This window comes from Paenibacillus sp. J22P277, from assembly GCF_059383675.1.
On sequence record NZ_JBXENS010000006.1, the window covers coordinates 130,737 to 147,197 of the forward strand.

The following is a 16,461-nucleotide window of genomic DNA, read 5'->3' on the forward strand; positions in this document are numbered from 1 at the left end:
CCTTGAACCGCCGTCGTTATCCGCTTCCCTCCGGCGATCCCCGATCGAAGCAGCATGAGAATAGCGAGCATCTTGTCGGCTTATGACCGCCTTACGCCTGAACGGCAGCCGTCTGCTGTTCCGTTTCGGTCTGCGGCGTCAGCACCTCGCGCTTCATGAACCAGCAGATCGCGAAAGCCACGGCGGCGAATGCCGCGCCGATCAGAAACATCTCTTGGAACGCGTCCGCGAACACGGTCTTGATGCCGAGAACCAGATCAGCAGGGAGATCTTCCGGTATGCCGCCGTTCATGATCGATGCCGCCGAATCGGCCGGGAAGCGATCCGACATGCCGGCGATGCCGTCGTGAATATGGCGGGACAGCAGACTGCCGAAGATGCTGAAGCCGAGTGTCGCGCCGAGCGATTGGAACAGCTGGACCGTCGCGACGCCGACGCCGGTATGCTCCTTGTCGACGCTTTCCTGCACGATCAGATTATCGCTGCCGAACAGGACGCCGATGCCGAGTCCAAGCACGAAGAACGCGACGAGAATATAAAGCACGGTCGTTTCGACGTCGATGCGCGAGAGAATCAGATAGCCGACGATCGGCAATACGAACGAAGCGACGAACAAATATTTGTACGCGACCCGGGTAATGAGAAATCCGCACAGGACGCTCATCGGAATCGCGCCGGCCATGAACGCCAGCGACAGATAACCGGAGGCCGTCGGGGTCAAGCCCATGACGTTTTGCGCGAAGAACGGGAAACCCGACATGCCGCCCATGACGCCGAGCATCGTCACGAACACGATCAAGGACAGCACGACGACCGAACGGTTGCGGAACAGCTGCAGCGGAATGATCGGCTCGGCCGCCCTCGCTTCGATGCGGACGAACAATACGATGAACAGCAGGGACAAGACCAGCAGTCCAATTACGACCGGGGACGACCATGCATAACCCTTGACGTCGATCAGAACCGGAGCGAACAGCAGCGACAATATGGCGAGCACGAGCGTCGACGCGCCCGCCCAGTCGATCTGCTTCTTCTCGGGACTGACCGATTCGCGCAGCCCCTTGGCCACGAAGAACGCCGCGACGAGTCCGACCGGAATGTTGATCAGGAAGATCCAGTGCCAATCGATATGACTGACGAAGTACCCGCCGATCGTGGGACCGATCAGCTGCGGCAGGATCAACATCGGACCGACGAGGCTCTGCACCTTCGCGCGCTGCTCCAGCGGAAAGGAATCGCCGATGATGATCATCGCGAGCGGCATCAGGCCGCCGGCGCCGATCCCCTGCACGCATCTGCCGGCCAGCAGCATCGTCATCGAGTGGGACAAGCCGCAGACGATCGAGCCGACCATGAACATGGCGACGCACATCAGATAAATCCGCTTGCGCCCGTACAGGTCGGCGAGCTTGCCGAAGATCGGCATGAAGACCGTAATGGAGAGCATGTAGATACCCGCTACCCAGCCGAACAGCGACAAACCGTGGAGTTCCCGGATGATCGTCGGCAAAGCGGTCGATACGGCCGTCTGGTCCAGCTCCGAGAAGACGAGACCGAGCAGCAGCCCGATCATGATAAAGGTTTTGTTCGTGGATGCATTCGTCATTGCGTTTCCACCAGCTCTCTCTTCGAAATTAGGTTTGCTTCACGAGCAAGCGGATCATGAAATCCGGACTGGGTCGCCGGTAATCCTCCATCCCGGAGGCCTGCAAATTCATAACCCCGACCAGCGTCGTCAAATACCAAGCGCTCAGCTCGCGCGCGTCGCCGGCGATGAATTCCCCGGCCTTCTGCCCCTCCTCGATAATGGACGTCAGCGCCCCGAGCATCGCGATCGGATCGTAATCCTTCATCAGCCTCGCCACTTCGTCCGGCACGTCACGGGCAGCCATCACCTGCTGCATCAGGATAAAGGCATGGTTGTCTTCCTGCAGAATCTCCTGGGCGATCATCCGGATCCGGTCGGTCGGCGTGCCCGGCATCGATCCGACGAGGGCGAAGGCTTCGTTCGCGCCGCGGATGGAAGATTTGACGAGCTCCGTCAGTATCTCGTCCTTGGACTTGAAATAGCGGTAGGACAGCCCGTCGCTGATCTTGGCTTCCTTGGCGATCATGCTCATCTTCGTGCCGATCAAGCCATGCTGGGCAAACACCTTCAGCGCCGCCTTCTTGATCTGTTCCCTGCGATCGTCGCGAATCTGTTCCGAATCGATGGTCATGCGTCGTTTTCCTCCGTTTTCTATTATGAGTGAATAATTCATTCATTCATCTTATGAACCTATCTTATTCAGTTCTTGCCGCGATGTCAATCTTATTTTCTTTGTCGCTGCCAAATATTGTCCGCGCTTCAACATGATTTCCCGCCCGCCATGCGGCAGGGCCGCCTAGCGTGGTGTAAGCGGCATCGATCGTGGGCAGGCGCCGGATATGCGCAAGTCAAACAGCATCGCGCGGGATATCTGCGCGATGCTGTTTGGGCTTTTTATGTTGCCGTTGCTTTCTTATTCTATCGCTGTTGCTAACGGCCCCCTAGCTGTCCGAAGCCCGCCGCAGAATAATGAAATCCGCGGAGGACAGCTCCTTATGCCGCTGCGGGATGAGTTCCTGCACGTAATAATCCTGAAACTCCGCCAAGTAGTGAAAGACGTCGCGGTCCTTGATCGTCTCGATCACTTGCGGCGCGTTGTCCCGGGTGAGCCGCGTGTACAGCACGACGACGCGCGGGCGCGGACTGAACAGATCCCGGAGCGTCGCCCGGTAATCGTCCTCGTCCGTAATATGGTAGAGAACGTCCAGGCAGACGGTCAGATCCGCTTCCACGAAGCCGCGGTTGACGAACATCCCCGGCCGGTACAGCATGAAGCTTTTCGAGCCGTCACGCGCGTATTTCTCCGCGCACAGCCGGACCGCGGACGGCGAGATGTCCAATCCGAGATACTGCGGATACTGCATGAGGGACAGCTGATGGCCGTCCCCGCAGCCGAATTCCATGACCCGCCGGATGCCGTACTGCGCGACGAGCTTGTTGACCACGTCCGCTTTGAACGCGGCCAACTCCCCGAACGAGCCGCTGCCGGACGTACCGCCGCCCTTATAATTGTTCTCCCAGTATGCAATGTAATCGAATCCCATCGGTTCCTCCTTCTCCCCCTTCGATCGAGCGCCTAACGTTTGCGCAGGACGGCCCGATAGCAGTACAAGCGCCCCCATAGATCGGACGACACGGCGTCGGAAGGGAGCGACTCGTCGAAGGCGCCCGCAAAATCGAAGCCATTCCCCAAGGCCAACTCGCGAAAGCGCGTCAGATCGACCGTCGGATAATCGAAGGTCAGCACGAGCTTCCCGTCCTTCTTCAAGGTCCGGTTGAATTCCCCGAGCGACGCGGCCAAGTCCTCGGCGGATAGATGCTCCAGCACCGAGATGCAGAAGATCGTGTCGAATTGATCTGCCGGGTACGGCAGCGACGCGATGCTGGCATGCGCCCGCCGCAAACGGCTCAAGCTCGAGGAGCGCATCAGGCTTTCCGCGGCCCCCTTGCCGAAATCGCGGACCACGTCGAGCAGGATCTCCGTCTCCGACTCGATGCGCGCGTCCCAATCGCAGGCATGCGCCTTCCTGCACCGGTCGGCCAAATAAAACTTGAACGGATGCGAGATGCCGCATGCCGCGTCGAGCGCAACGTCGTTCGGCTGCGCGAAGCCGGCGCACCACGCGTATTCGTAGGGCCTGCTCCACCACGGAGCAGGCAGCGGAAATACGAACGTATCCGCCCGCTCGTCGGAATCCGTGAAGAACCGGGCCGCGAGCGGATCCCCCGGCCCTGCCGCGCCGCTTTCCCCCCGACTCATAACGATACCTCCTCTTGGACCGATTCGGAGGACGCCGCCGATGCGCCAGGCAGCTTCAAGACGGCTTCCAAATACGATTTGTTATGCTGTACCGAGGCGTCGTCGGGACGATAAGCCCGCGCCCGCTCGTTGTGCTCGTACGCTTTCGCGTAATCGCCGAGCTTGTCGTAGCAGACGCACAGCTGCAGTTGAGGCAGCCATGTCGCGCAGGACATGTTTTGCAGCGACCAGGCTTCATCGAGCTTCGGCGCGTTCGCCGCCGCTTCGTACCAATAGGCCGCCGCCGCGTAATTGCCCTGCTGCAGATGCCAATATCCGATGCGGCAGCAAGCATCCGGCCTCGGGCTTCCGTATTTGAAGGACCGCAGCGCGTATTCCAGCGTCAGATCCTTCACGCCGAGCGCGGCGTAGCAATCGGATATTTTCCCGCAGGCGGCGATATTGTCCTCCACCCAACCCTCGCCGGACTGCAGGAACCGGCTGTAATAGGCGATCGCCTGCTCGTAGCGGGCATGGTCGTTCAACTCGTTGGCGTAATAATACAGGTCCCGCGGACCGAATGCTTCGCCCTGCCCGAGCCGATGTTCGTATATGCGCAGATTCCGGTCGCTGTCGTGCCGCAGGCTGGCATGCGTGACGGCGATATCCGCCGCGATCGGCGTGCCGATCACCTCCAAATACTCATGCACGGCGCCGATCCAGCGAAATCCCCTCGTCCGCTTGACCAGCCGGTTGCGGCGCAGCGAGCTGGTGACGTTGCCGTATTCGTCCTTGGCCAAATGATAGTGCATGGAGACCGCGTCCGTGTCCGGCGGCAGCGTGGTTTTGAGCGCCAGCAGCTTCTTCAGGTCGTCTTCCAGGAACACGTCGTCGGCGTCCATCCACAGGATGTGCGAAGACGTCGCTTTGCTGAAGGCAAAATTGCGCGCGGCCGCGAAATCGTCGATCCAGGCAAAGTCATACACGCAATTCGTGTACTTCGCGGCGATGGTCTTGGTCGCATCCGTCGAGCCCGTATCCACGATGACGATCTCGTCGACGGCAGCCTTCACGGAATCCAAGCACCGGGCGAGAACCTCCTCCTCGTTCTTCACGATCAAACATAAGCTGATGCCGATCAAGATAACGCGCTCCCTTCCGGCGTCGGATACGCCACGCATACGATTTCATGGCCGGCGCCTTCGCCTTGAAGGCGCGCGATCAGGCCCATTCTTTGTTCTGCGGACAAGCCGGCGAAGGCGGGATGCGCCGCCAGCAAGTCCTCGAAGCCGTGCACGTATTGACGGGTGAACAGCATGCGGATGCCGAGACCGGCCGCCGCCGCCAATTGCTGGACGTTCGCGAGATCGAAATGGCAGAGATGATCCACCTCGGTATACAGCGGAGAGCGAATGCCGTGAATGAGGTTCATGAGCGACCGCCGGTTCGGCACGCTGAACGCGATCACGCCGTCCGGCGCCAGCAGCATTGCCGCTTCGCGCAAAAACGCGACCGGCCGATCGAGATGTTCAAGCACATGCCAGGCCGCGTGGCCTGATACGGGCCGCCGCTCGCGGCAAGCTCCCGGTTCCACAGCGACCGGTTCAGCGGCAGGCCGTATTTGGCGGACGCATACGCGCACGAAGCCGACGACGTCCCACCCCCCGCATCGCGCCATATAAAAGAACTCGCCCGTGCCGGATCCGATTTCCAGGAGCTTCCCTTTCGCGGGCGCAACCATCTCGAGCAGAAGCGAATTAAAGACGGCGTGATCCATGAAGGTTAAATGACCGAATTGCTCGCGCATGGCTACCCAAGCCGTATCGTAAATCTCTTCAATAACGGAAGCCGCGCCACGCAGCTTGCCGGGGTCTTGATAGACTAGTCCGCAGCTCGGGCAAGTCTCCAGCTTATGTCGCTCGTAGACCGCGAACAGGCGGGAATCAGCGGCGTCGCAAAGCGGACAAGGCATGCCTTTCCCTCCTGAATGCAAGAATATTACTACTTTATGGCTCATAACTTTCAATATTCCATGATTTGAGGGGAGTGGTGAAATGACCGAGCGGCGCATTCTCATCGGCAGCCCCGTCCGTCAGAAAGAAGAGATTCTCGCTTTGTTTCTTCAATCGCTGGGAAGGCTGCGCCGTACGACCTGGAAATGCGATTATGTGTTCGTCGATGACAACGAGGATGCCGCTGCCAGCACGCTGCTTGTCCAGTTTGCGGACGTCGTCAATGCCCAGGGATTGTCCACGGCCAGGCTTCTCGAGCGCAGTCCGGCATCATGCGCTTATAAACGGGACGAAGTGACCCATTATTGGAACGATGAGCTGATCGGCAGAGTAGCCGGCTGGAAAGACCGTTTCATCCAGATCGCCCGCGAAGAGCGGTACGACGCCCTGTTTCTCGTCGACTCCGATCTGCTGCTCCATCCCGAAACCATGGAATCGCTGCTGGAAACGGAAAAACCGCTCGTATCCGCGATATTTTGGACGCAGTGGTATCCGGAAAGCATGGAATTGCCCCAGGTTTGGCTGAAAGACCATTATTGGCCCTGGCAGACGGACGGCGATCCCGACGCGGCCAGAGCTGAACAGGCAAAGCTGCTCATGAAGCTCCGCATGCCCGGCGTATACGATGTCGGCGGACTGGGAGCTTGCACGCTGATCGCGCGAACGGCGCTGGAACAGCCGATATCTTTTCAACGGATACCGAACTTGTCCCTCTGGGGCGAGGATCGGCATTTTTGCGTGCGCGCCGCCGCGCTCGGTCTCGGATTGTCCGTCGATACCCGTTACCCGGCTTTCCATATATACCGGGATACGGATCTGCTGCGGGCGCGGCAGTACTACCGCGTGACGGCGCCGGAAGACAAGGAACGGCGGACGCCGCCTTATTTCTTCCTGAAATACGCGGGTCCGAAGCTCGTCCTCTCCATGGTCGCGCGGAACGAGGAAGGGCGTTACCTGACCGAGGCGCTGCGCCGGCACCGCGAATATATCGATGCTGCCGTCATCATCGACGACGGCAGCACGGACGCGACCGCGGATATCATCCATGAGCGGCTGGAAGGCATCCCGCTCTATTACGTGCGCAACGAAGAGTCCCGATTCGCGAACGAGGTGGATTTAAGAAAACAGCAGTGGGACGCGACGGCCCGGCTTCGGCCGGAATGGATCTTGAACCTGGACGCGGACGAATATTTCGAAGACCGGTTCTCCGGCGAGATCGCTTCCTTGCTGGCTAATCCCCATGCGCATGCTTACCTGTTCCGGTTGTACGATTTTTGGAACGATCGGCAGTACCGGGAAGACGCACACTGGCAGGCGCATTTGACATATCGTCCTTTTCTGGCCAGGTACGTCGCCGGTTTCCCTTACCTATGGCAGGAATCGCAGCAGCATTGCGGGCGTTTCCCGCGAAACCTGTTCGACCCCGCCCCGATGCTGTCGGATTTGCGGCTGAAGCATTTCGGCTGGGCGAGGGAAGCCGACAGACGCTTGAAGGCGGCGCGTTACGCCGAGCTGGACCCCGACTCGCGTTACGGCTGGAAAGAGCAGTACGACTCCATTCTCTCCGTTCCCCGGTTGATCGACTGGCAGGAGAACGAAGCTTTCTTGACGACATCTCCCGTTCCGGCAGCTATGAAATAGAGGAGTGAACCGAATGGCAAACGACGATGCGAACAACGGCAACCACAACGAACTGGACCCGACGCTCAGACCGCCGCTGCACGGCCAGCAGCCCAAGCCGCCGCTGCACGATCCGCAGGGGCAGCACCTGCATCATGAACATCCGCATCATGAGCGCCATCACGAACATCCCATCCGAAAACCGAACTATTCGATTCCTTTAACGCAGTCGCAGTTGAACAGGCTGAAGCAGCTGCTGGGCCAAATGGCAGGGCTGCTTTCTTCCGTCCTCGCTTCGCCGTCGCCGAGCGGCATCGCCCAGTTAAATGCCCTGCTTCGCGAGCTGCGCGCGCTCGCGCTCGAAATCGATTTCGCGCGGCCGGAACAGGCCGAACTGCTGGCCTTGCTCGAGAATTTCATCACCCTGGTGGAAGCCGTGCCCTTTTCCCCGCTTGGCGCGGCGGTCATCGGCAGCGAGCTGCTGAACCTCCTCGGCGGCCTTATCCTGCTGTTCGCGATTCCTCCGTCGGACAAAGACGCGCTGGTGTCCCTCGTCCGGGCGAATGAACAGCAGCTGGCGTCGATCTTCTCGCAGTTGGGAATACCGCACGGAATTCCTGGGCCGCCTGGACCTCCCGGACCGCCGGGACCTCCCGGACCTGCTGGCCCGGCAGGAGCTGCAGGCCCGGTCGGGACGCAAGGCCAGGTCGGTCCGACCGGCGTCGGCATGGATGGCGTTACGGTCTTCAACCCGCTCAATGAGCCGTTCTATCCGGCAGGTCAATTGGTCACCTTCAATGGCAGCACCTTCATGTCATTGGTCGCAAGCCCTTCCGGTTCGCCGGATAATTCCAGCGACTATCTGTTGATCGCGGCCGGCGGAACCACCGGGGCGACCGGGGCTACGGGCGCGACCGGTAATCCTGGACCGATCGGGCCGACCGGAGCCGGCTTGGACGGCATCACGGCGTTCAATCCGTTGAACGCGACGGGTTATCCCGAAGGTCAAGTCGTCACCTTCGGCGGCAGCACTTATATTGCGCTGGTCGCCGCACCATCCGGCACGCCGGGGTCTTCGCCGGATTATTTGCTGGCGGCCGCGGCCGGGGCGACCGGCAGCACCGGGACGACCGGAGGAACAGGTTCCACGGGCGCAGGCGCAACCGGAGCCACGGGAGGCACCGGAGCGACGGGAACCGCCGGTCAGACCGGCGGAACCGGCTCGACTGGCGCGACCGGCGGGCCGGGCGCCGTCGGCGCTACGGGTGCGACCGGATCTACCGGCTCGACCGGCGTCGGCTTCGAAGGCATCACGGCCTTCAATCCCGTCAATGCGCCGTCTTACCCGGCCGGGCAGGTCGTGACTTTCAACGGCAGCACCTATATCACGGCAGTACCCGGGCCGAGCGGGACGCCGGGATCTTCGCCGGATTATCTGCTGATCGCCGCAGCCGGCAGCACGGGCAGTACGGGAGCGACCGGCGCGACCGGCGCGGGAACAACCGGGGCGACGGGCGGTACCGGGGCGACGGGTACACCCGGAACGACCGGTGCTTCCGGCTCCACGGGAGCAAGCGGCGCGACGGGTACGACCGGGGCTGCGGGCGCGACGGGTGCGACCGGATCTGCCGGCTCGACCGGCGTCGGCTTCGAAGGCATCACGGCCTTCAATCCCGTCAATGCGCCGTCTTACCCTGCCGGGCAGGTCGTGACTTTCAACGGCAGCACCTACATCACGGCTGTAGCCGGGCCGAGCGGGACGCCGGGGTCTTCGCCGGATTATCTGCTGATCGCCGCGGCCGGCTCTACGGGCAGTACAGGGGCAACCGGCGCAACCGGCGCGGGAATTACCGGGGCGACAGGCGGTACCGGGGCGACGGGTACACCCGGAACGCCCGGTGCTTCCGGTTCCACGGGAGCAAGCGGCGCGACGGGTACGACCGGGGCTGCGGGCGCGACGGGTGCGACTGGAGCTACCGGGTCGACCGGCGTCGGCTTCGAAGGCATCACCGCCTTCAATCCCGTTAATGCGCCGACTTATCCGGCCGGGCAGGTTGTCACCTTCGACGGCAGCACTTATATCGCAACGGTGGCCGGACCGAGCGGGACCCCGGGATCTTCGCCGGATTATCTGCTGATCGCCGCGGCCGGCAGCACGGGCAGCACGGGAGCGACCGGCGCGACTGGCGCGGGTACGACCGGTGCAACCGGCAATACCGGAGCTATGGGCGAAACCGGAACAACAGGTACTGCAGGCTCCACTGGCGCAACCGGCGCGACGGGTACTACAGGGGCTACGGGTGCGACCGGATCTACCGGGTCGACCGGCATCGGCTTCGAAGGCATCACGGCGTTCAATCCCGTCAACGCGCCGATTTACCCTGCCGGGCAGGTCGTCACCTTCAACGGCAGCACTTATATCGCGACGGTGGCCGGACCGAGCGGCACGCCGGGATCTTCGCCGGATTATCTGCTGATTGCCGCGGCCGGCAGCACGGGCAATACAGGGGCGACCGGCGCGACTGGCGCGGGAACGACCGGGGCAACCGGCGCGACTGGCGTAACGGGAAGTAACGGAGCCACCGGATCTACGGGCGCGACGGGCGGTACTGGAGCGACCGGAACCGCAGGTGTGACTGGGGATACCGGCGCGACCGGGACTGCCGGATCTACTGGAGTTACAGGCATCACCGGGGCTACTGGCGCCACAGGCGGTACCGGCGCTGCGGGCGCGACCGGCGACACCGGAGCAGCGGGGACTACCGGTACCGCTGGATCAACGGGTTCAACCGGCACGACTGGAGCTACCGGTAACACTGGAACTACTGGCAGTATTGGCGGTACCGGCGCTACGGGGGCGACTGGACTCGCTGGAACTACGGGTGTGACCGGTGTTACCGGGGCTACGGGCGCCACGGGCGGAACTGGTGCAGCCGGCGCGACCGGCGAAACCGGTGCTACGGGGGCGACTGGACTCGCTGGAACTACGGGTGTGACCGGTATTACCGGGGCTACGGGCGTCACGGGCGGAACTGGTGCAGCCGGCGCGACCGGCGAAACCGGTGCTACGGGGACGACTGGACTCGCTGGAACTACGGGTGTGACCGGTGTTACCGGGGCTACGGGCGCGACGGGCGGAACCGGTGCAGCCGGCGCGACCGGCGAAACCGGTGCTACGGGGGCGACTGGACTCGCTGGAACTACGGGTGTGACCGGTGTTACGGGGGCTACGGGCGCCACGGGCTTAACTGGTGCAGCCGGCGCGACCGGCGAAACCGGCGCTACGGGGGCGACTGGACTCGCTGGAACTACGGGTGTGACCGGTGTTACGGGGGCTGCCGGCGCCACGGGCGGAACTGGTGCAGCCGGGGCGACCGGCGAAACCGGCGCTACGGGGGCTACTGGACTCGCTGGAACTACGGGTGTGACCGGCGTGACCGGGGCTACAGGCGCCACTGGCGAAACCGGATCGACCGGCGTGACCGGCGAAACCGGCGCTACTGGACTCGCTGGAGCTACGGGAGTGACCGGCGTGACCGGGGCTACAGGCGCCACTGGCGAAACCGGATCGACCGGCGTGACCGGCGAAACCGGCACTACGGGAGCGACTGGACTCGCTGGAACGACAGGTGTGACCGGTGTAACCGGGGCTACAGGTACCACGGGCGAAACCGGCGCGACCGGCGTGACCGGCGAAACGGGTATTACGGGGGTTACGGGAGCTACTGGTGCCACTGGAGCCACTGGAGCCACTGGCGCTACTGGCGCAACCGGATCCACTGGTGCTACTGGAGAAACGGGCACAATAGGCACTTCGGGTGCCACCGGATCCACCGGAGCAACCGGCGCTACGGGTGCTACTGGCACGACCGGAGCCACCGGCGCAACCGGGGCCACTGGCACCACTGGCGCTACCGGGGCGACCGGCACGGTCTTCACGAACATCAACAGCTTCGCCGCCAACACGGGCGGCGGCATTATCGCGGTCCTTCTCGGCGGCACGAATGTCCCGCTGCCGAACAACCAGGTGCTGAACGGCGGCATAACCGTCAACGGAGCCAACGATACGTTTACCGTGCCTTCGGCCGGGAGCTATATGATCTCGTACCAGGCGAATCTGACGGCAGCCTTGCTGCTCAGTACGCGATTGCTGATTAATGGGACGCCGTCCACCCCGTCCATCGTCGCGCCGGTCCTCTCGCTCTCCGAATTCAACAATATGGTTATTCTGACGCTGACGGCGGGATCCACGATCACGCTCCAATTCTTCGGACTGCTCGGGGCCGCAACCTTGATCAGCGGGGCGGCAGGCGCCGCGCTGACAATCGTCAAGCTCTCGTAAATCAGGTTCGTTTCTCGGCAAGAAGGCTGCCAAGGGAATCCCTTGGCAGCCTTCTTTGTATTCCACAGCGCATGCGCGCATGACCGGGACCAGCGCAACGACTTTTATCGCGGCGGGACAGCACGCTCAGGAGAGTAGAAGCGCAGCACCGGCTGCCAATTCCACTGCTCGTAGAAATTATCGCCGGCATCGATTCCCTTGATCCACGCACGCGCGTTCTTGGCTTCGGCCGCGGATTCCGCGACAAATACATCGGAAACCGTCCGATCGGATCGGACCCAGCCGAGCGCCGCGCCCGTCAATCGCACCGGGCTAAAATCTCCCCGTCCCCTGCCCGCTTTCGCGATCGCCGCTTGTTTCCCGCCGGACATGTCCGCCCGCACGAGAAACGGCATCGGACGCTTGCCGGGATCTCCCGTCCAGGCACCTTCCTTGGCGCGGGAGACGACGATCGATTGCTCGCCGTACCAAGCCAAGTTCTGATCGACGAAGCCGTCCGGCGTATAGGCGACCGGCTGCAGCGAAGGAACCGGCGTTACTTTGAGTCGTTTATTCGAGGTCGCTTCCCTGCCGATGCCCGAGATGTACGCCAACCGGTCTCCGGCGGGCCCGGACGACTTCGGCGACCACTCGAACCATTGTTCGTTGTGCGCCATGGAATCGAACGGGAGAAACGTTCGCCCGTCCGCCGATAAGACGCACAACGTGTTGGCGTCCGCCGACAACGAGGCGGTCGGAATCGCGAGAAAAGCAACCCATTCCCCGCTTCCGGACCATTTAAACCCGGTCGTGCCCACGACGATTTGGTCGCCGATTTGTTTCGGCAGGACATGCAGCGGCTCCTCCTGAACGGGATCCGAGCTTCCGTTCGGCAGCAGGATGCGGCTGATCCGCACGGGCGTCCAGCCCTCCGGCAGCAGCTGCGCGGCCGACGAGACGATGAAGCCGCTTCCGTCGGGGAGCCAACCGAAATTCCCGATATCGGCCGCGATATCCGCAGGCTCGTCGCCTTCCTCCGGCCCGACCGTGCGAAGCTTCTCGTCGCTCAGGTACGCCAATCTGTCACGAGCGGGTGACCATAGAAACCGATTTCCGCCTTCGGGAGCGGCCAGATGGCTCTTCCCGGTTGCGGCTTCGACCACCCACAGCTGCCGTTCCTCTTCCCCTGCATTGTAGGCGATCCACCTGCCGTCCGGCGACCAAGCCGGGTTGCGCGCATGATCGCCGGCTTCCGTCAATCGGCGCTCGCTCCCTCGCTCCTTCACCCATAACGCGCCTCCGCGGACGAAGGCCGCCTGTTCCGATATATGACGAGACGGCATCGCTTGACTGGCTGCTCCGGCCGACTTTCCCCCTCCTTCGGCCAAAGCGGGAAGGGAAAGCAAACACAAGCCGCTCGCAACGATCGCGATCCAAAGCCATTGCCGCATCATGCCGCGTACTGTTGGGCCTTTATTCATTGCGTAACCTCTTTCCGCCGGAACGTAGTCTTGCAGCATCGCGAAACCCGGCAATTTAGCTTGTGCCAAATCGCGCCATTTTATCGCCGGCCGATGCTGCACCCGCTACCGCCCAGCAACATACACTATGGCGTCAGGCAAGAGCCTATATGGATAGAAGGGCAGGAGAAAAAAATGGCAGTTTCCTATATGGACTACACCGCTCCGAACGTGCAGTTCACCTACGACCTCAAAAACAACAACTTCTACACGAAGGATTCGCGCAATTATATCAACGCGCTCGGCATCGGTCAGCTGAATACGCTCGGCAACGTGTCGCTGCTCGACATCTACCTCAGTACCGGCAACGTCGTCGAACCGCATTATCATCAGAACGCTTCCGAACTCGTCTTCTGCATCGCCGGCGCGGCCGTCGTCTCGCTGATCAACCCGTTCACGAAAAAATTGTTGAACTTCCCGATCCAGCCGGGCCAAGTGGCGAACGTGCCTCAAGGCTGGTGGCATTACGAGATCGCTACGGTCGACAATACCCACCTGCTCGCGATATTCGACGCGCCGGTGCCGGAATTCATCCCGGGTTCGGATGTGCTCCGTTTGACGCCGGCCAGCGTGTACGCCCATACCTACTGCCTCGATGAAGCCACTTGGAAAGCGGCCGTTGCCCCCATTACCCAAACGGTCGTCATCGGCCCGCCGGTCGGCTGCAAGCCCGGCCAAGTCGCGGGAGCCGCGACGGTACCTCCCCACGTACAGCATCACGGCGCCCATTATCCGCAGAAGCCATACGGACAGCGGGAACAGCCTGCCTACGGCTATCCGCAGTTCCCCGCGCCGGTCATCGGCAACGGCTGGGATTACGGCAACTTCAACGGATAAAGGAGGCTATGCGCATGGCACTTGATCAACCTAACGGCGCGAAGCCGGAATTCATCCCGCAGCCGATCCGGATCAGCGACGGCTTCGGCGGTCCCGACTTCGGTCCGCGCGACATAATGCGCGACAAGGAAAATCCGAACATGCTCGTCCCCCCCGTCACGGATAACGGACTGCTGCCGAATATGAAGTTCGCGTTCTCCGACACGCATATGCAGCTGAATAGAGGCGGCTGGTCCAGAGAAATCACCGCACGCGACTTGCCGATCGCCACGACGCTTGCGGGCGTCAACATGAGCCTCCTTCCCGGCGGCGTGCGCGAGCTGCATTGGCATCAACAGGCCGAATGGGCCTTCATGATTTGGGGCTGCGCCCGCGTCACGTCCGTGGATTGGCAGGGCCGCAACTTTATCGCCGACATCGAGCAGGGCGATTTATGGTATTTTCCGGCGGGCCTTCCGCATTCGATCCAGGCGCTGGAAGGCGGCTGCGAATTTCTGCTCGTGTTCGACGACGGTAATTTCTCGGACCTGAACACGCTCACGATCTCGGACTGGTTCGCTCATACCCCGAAGGACGTGCTCGCCGCCAATTTCGGCGTCCCCGTCAGTGCCTTTAACGGCATCCCTTCGGGGCAGGTTTATATTTTTCAGGATAAGGTGCCGGGCTCGCTGGAGAGCCAAGAAGTGCAATCGCCATACGGCACCGTACCGCTGTCGTTCAAGCATTCCATGCTTGCCCAAGAGCCGATTGTCACGCCCGGCGGATCCGTTCGGATCACGGATTCCAGCAACTTCCCCATCGCCAAGACGATCGCCGCGGCGCTCGTCGAGATCAAGCCCGGCGCGATGCGCGAGCTGCACTGGCATCCCAATAACGACGAGTGGCAGTATTATTTGTCCGGCCAGGGCCGCATGACGGTATTCGCCGGGAACGGAATCGCCAGAACGTTCGATTACCGCGCCGGCGACGTCGGCTACGTACCGTTCGCGATGGGCCATTACGTGCAGAACACGGGCAAGGACACGCTCTGGTTCCTGGAAATGTTCAAAGCGCCGCGGTTCGAGGACATTTCCCTGAATCAGTGGATGGCCTTGACGCCGCATCAGCTCGTGAAAGACAACCTGAACGCTTCGCCGGAGCTGATGAATTCGCTGCGCAAAGTCAAATGGCCGGTCGTGAAATATCCAGCACGCTAACAGGAGCGAATGTCCCCCGCATCTCGCCCGAAACGCCAAAAAGCCCTTCAGTTCCGAAGGGTCTTTTTGCGTCGTATTTCGTACGAACATGAGGGCAAACCAAACCGTTTTACATGCCGACAGCCGCGCCTGCCGCGGCCCGTTTGCGCCGCTTCGCGGACGCGAGGTACTGCCAGGCGCCGAGGATCACGAACACCACCATGCAGGCCGCCGAATAGCGGTATGGCATGCGCGTTCGAGAGCAGCACCATGCTGAGCATCACGGACAGGCCGGCGGGTAGGAGCACGGCCGCATGCCCCCGTTTATCGAAGATCCGCCCGGAGAACGGGCGAACAAGAATGATCGTGATCGCATTGAACAGGAAGAACAGTCCGACTTGTTCGATATGCACATAATCGCCGAACAACGCGAGAAAACTAAGCAGACCGCTGTACGTGATCGACAGCAGGACGTTCAGCAGCACGGGAAACAGCAGCTTGCGGTTGAATCCGGGCTTTGCCGCCGCCGGCTTGGCGGAGGCTTGAGGCTGACCGCCGTCTGACGCCCGCCGCTTCGAACGCGCCAACCACAATACGGGGAAAATCAGCACCGCCGCGACCCAGCCAAGCATCGTCAGCTGCGCGAAACCGGAATGTTTCATGACATTCAACCCAATAGAAGGTCCGACGGACATGGCCAGGCTCGTCGACAGCCCGAAGTATCCGATGCCCTCTCCCATTCTTCCCAACGGAATAATGCGGGACACGAGCGTCGGCAGAATCGTGCTCGCCATCCCGAAGCCGATGCCGTAGCCGATCCGAAGCGCCAACAACGCGCCGAACGATCCGGCAGCGGTATAAAGCGCCGTCGTCGCGGCGGCGATGGCAAGTCCCGCAAGCAGCAGCGTCATGCGCGGCACGCGCCTCATGAGCGCGGCCGTGGCGAAACGGGAAACGATGGCCGCCAGCGCGAATACCGTCGTGACCAGGCTGGCCTGCACGTTGCCCGCATGGAACTCGTCCTTCACGTAGGCCGGAAAGGACGACAAGAGCATTTGCAAACTGAGGAATAACAAAAAGAAACAGGTCGTAAGCGCAATAAACGGCCTTGTCCATAAAGGGGTTCGTTGTTGGTCCTGCTGCATGTTC

12 protein-coding genes are annotated in these 16,461 nt (G+C 61.8%); 4 read left to right on the plus strand and 8 right to left on the minus strand.

All coding sequences use genetic code 11. The annotated features are described in order from the left end of the window. Positions 1-91 precede the first annotated feature (91 nt). The 6 genes from AC50YL_RS21555 to AC50YL_RS21580 form a co-directional block, all read right to left on the minus strand. Positions 92-1,606, minus strand: a complete 1,515-nt coding sequence (locus AC50YL_RS21555) for an MDR family MFS transporter (protein ID WP_494834636.1) — start codon at positions 1,604-1,606, stop codon at positions 92-94. Positions 1,607-1,634: 28 nt separating this feature from the next. Next, the gene (locus tag AC50YL_RS21560; protein ID WP_494834637.1) at positions 1,635-2,219 is read right to left on the minus strand and encodes a TetR/AcrR family transcriptional regulator; all 585 of its coding nucleotides are present in this window, start codon (positions 2,217-2,219) and stop codon (positions 1,635-1,637) included. Between the two features lie 310 nt (positions 2,220-2,529). Then, positions 2,530-3,132, minus strand: coding sequence for a class I SAM-dependent methyltransferase (locus AC50YL_RS21565; RefSeq protein WP_494834639.1), 603 nt, complete (start codon positions 3,130-3,132; stop codon positions 2,530-2,532). A 32-nt stretch (positions 3,133-3,164) separates the two neighbouring features. Then, positions 3,165-3,848: a class I SAM-dependent methyltransferase gene (locus AC50YL_RS21570; protein ID WP_494834641.1), complete on the minus strand. Its 684-nt coding sequence runs from the start codon at positions 3,846-3,848 to the stop codon at positions 3,165-3,167. Further along, complete coding sequence (locus tag AC50YL_RS21575) at positions 3,845-4,969, minus strand: glycosyltransferase (RefSeq protein ID WP_494834643.1); 1,125 nt, start codon at positions 4,967-4,969, stop codon at positions 3,845-3,847. Before AC50YL_RS21575 ends, AC50YL_RS21570 begins: the two co-directional genes overlap by 4 nt. After that, positions 4,966-5,799, minus strand: a complete 834-nt coding sequence (locus AC50YL_RS21580; RefSeq protein WP_494834645.1) for a class I SAM-dependent methyltransferase — start codon at positions 5,797-5,799, stop codon at positions 4,966-4,968. Before AC50YL_RS21580 ends, AC50YL_RS21575 begins: the two co-directional genes overlap by 4 nt. 82 nt (positions 5,800-5,881) lie before the next feature. Between AC50YL_RS21580 and AC50YL_RS21585 the strand changes: the two genes are divergently transcribed. Both AC50YL_RS21585 and AC50YL_RS21590 read left to right on the plus strand, forming a co-directional pair. Beyond that, entirely contained in the window at positions 5,882-7,480 is a 1,599-nt protein-coding gene (locus AC50YL_RS21585) for a glycosyltransferase (RefSeq protein WP_494834647.1), read from the plus strand. A 13-nt stretch (positions 7,481-7,493) separates the two neighbouring features. Next, positions 7,494-11,801 (plus strand): BclA C-terminal domain-containing protein, encoded by a 4,308-nt coding sequence (locus tag AC50YL_RS21590; RefSeq protein ID WP_494834648.1) that lies wholly within the window; start codon positions 7,494-7,496, stop codon positions 11,799-11,801. A gap of 104 nt (positions 11,802-11,905) precedes the next feature. Here AC50YL_RS21590 and AC50YL_RS21595 read toward each other — a convergent pair whose 3' ends face one another. Next, complete coding sequence (locus tag AC50YL_RS21595; RefSeq protein WP_494834649.1) at positions 11,906-13,261, minus strand: TolB family protein; 1,356 nt, start codon at positions 13,259-13,261, stop codon at positions 11,906-11,908. A 174-nt stretch (positions 13,262-13,435) separates the two neighbouring features. On the opposite strand from AC50YL_RS21595, the gene AC50YL_RS21600 reads away from it, so the two are divergent. Beyond that, on the plus strand, positions 13,436-14,137 hold the full coding sequence (locus AC50YL_RS21600) for a cupin domain-containing protein (protein WP_494834650.1): 702 nt from the start codon (positions 13,436-13,438) through the stop codon (positions 14,135-14,137). 14 nt (positions 14,138-14,151) lie between these two features. Next, positions 14,152-15,333 (plus strand): oxalate decarboxylase family bicupin, encoded by a 1,182-nt coding sequence (locus AC50YL_RS21605; protein ID WP_494834652.1) that lies wholly within the window; start codon positions 14,152-14,154, stop codon positions 15,331-15,333. Between the two features lie 47 nt (positions 15,334-15,380). Here the strand turns inward: AC50YL_RS21605 and AC50YL_RS21610 are convergent, their stop codons facing one another. Then, on the minus strand, positions 15,381-16,457 hold the full coding sequence (locus AC50YL_RS21610) for an MFS transporter (RefSeq protein WP_494834654.1): 1,077 nt from the start codon (positions 16,455-16,457) through the stop codon (positions 15,381-15,383). Positions 16,458-16,461 lie beyond the last annotated feature (4 nt).

What these genes read in the sequence shown, in the direction of transcription:
- AC50YL_RS21580 (WP_494834645.1), bottom strand. Translation starts at nt 5,799, where the DNA reads ATGCCTTGTCCGCTTTGCGACGCCGCTGATTCCCGCCTGTTCGCGGTC.
- AC50YL_RS21560 (WP_494834637.1), bottom strand. Translation starts at nt 2,219, where the DNA reads ATGACCATCGATTCGGAACAGATTCGCGACGATCGCAGGGAACAGATC.
- AC50YL_RS21570 (WP_494834641.1), bottom strand. Translation starts at nt 3,848, where the DNA reads ATGAGTCGGGGGGAAAGCGGCGCGGCAGGGCCGGGGGATCCGCTCGCG.
- AC50YL_RS21565 (WP_494834639.1), bottom strand. Translation starts at nt 3,132, where the DNA reads ATGGGATTCGATTACATTGCATACTGGGAGAACAATTATAAGGGCGGC.
- AC50YL_RS21590 (WP_494834648.1), top strand. Translation starts at nt 7,494, where the DNA reads ATGGCAAACGACGATGCGAACAACGGCAACCACAACGAACTGGACCCG.
- AC50YL_RS21555 (WP_494834636.1), bottom strand. Translation starts at nt 1,606, where the DNA reads ATGACGAATGCATCCACGAACAAAACCTTTATCATGATCGGGCTGCTG.
- AC50YL_RS21600 (WP_494834650.1), top strand. Translation starts at nt 13,436, where the DNA reads ATGGCAGTTTCCTATATGGACTACACCGCTCCGAACGTGCAGTTCACC.
- AC50YL_RS21585 (WP_494834647.1), top strand. Translation starts at nt 5,882, where the DNA reads ATGACCGAGCGGCGCATTCTCATCGGCAGCCCCGTCCGTCAGAAAGAA.
- AC50YL_RS21610 (WP_494834654.1), bottom strand. Translation starts at nt 16,457, where the DNA reads ATGCAGCAGGACCAACAACGAACCCCTTTATGGACAAGGCCGTTTATT.
- AC50YL_RS21595 (WP_494834649.1), bottom strand. Translation starts at nt 13,261, where the DNA reads ATGAATAAAGGCCCAACAGTACGCGGCATGATGCGGCAATGGCTTTGG.
- AC50YL_RS21605 (WP_494834652.1), top strand. Translation starts at nt 14,152, where the DNA reads ATGGCACTTGATCAACCTAACGGCGCGAAGCCGGAATTCATCCCGCAG.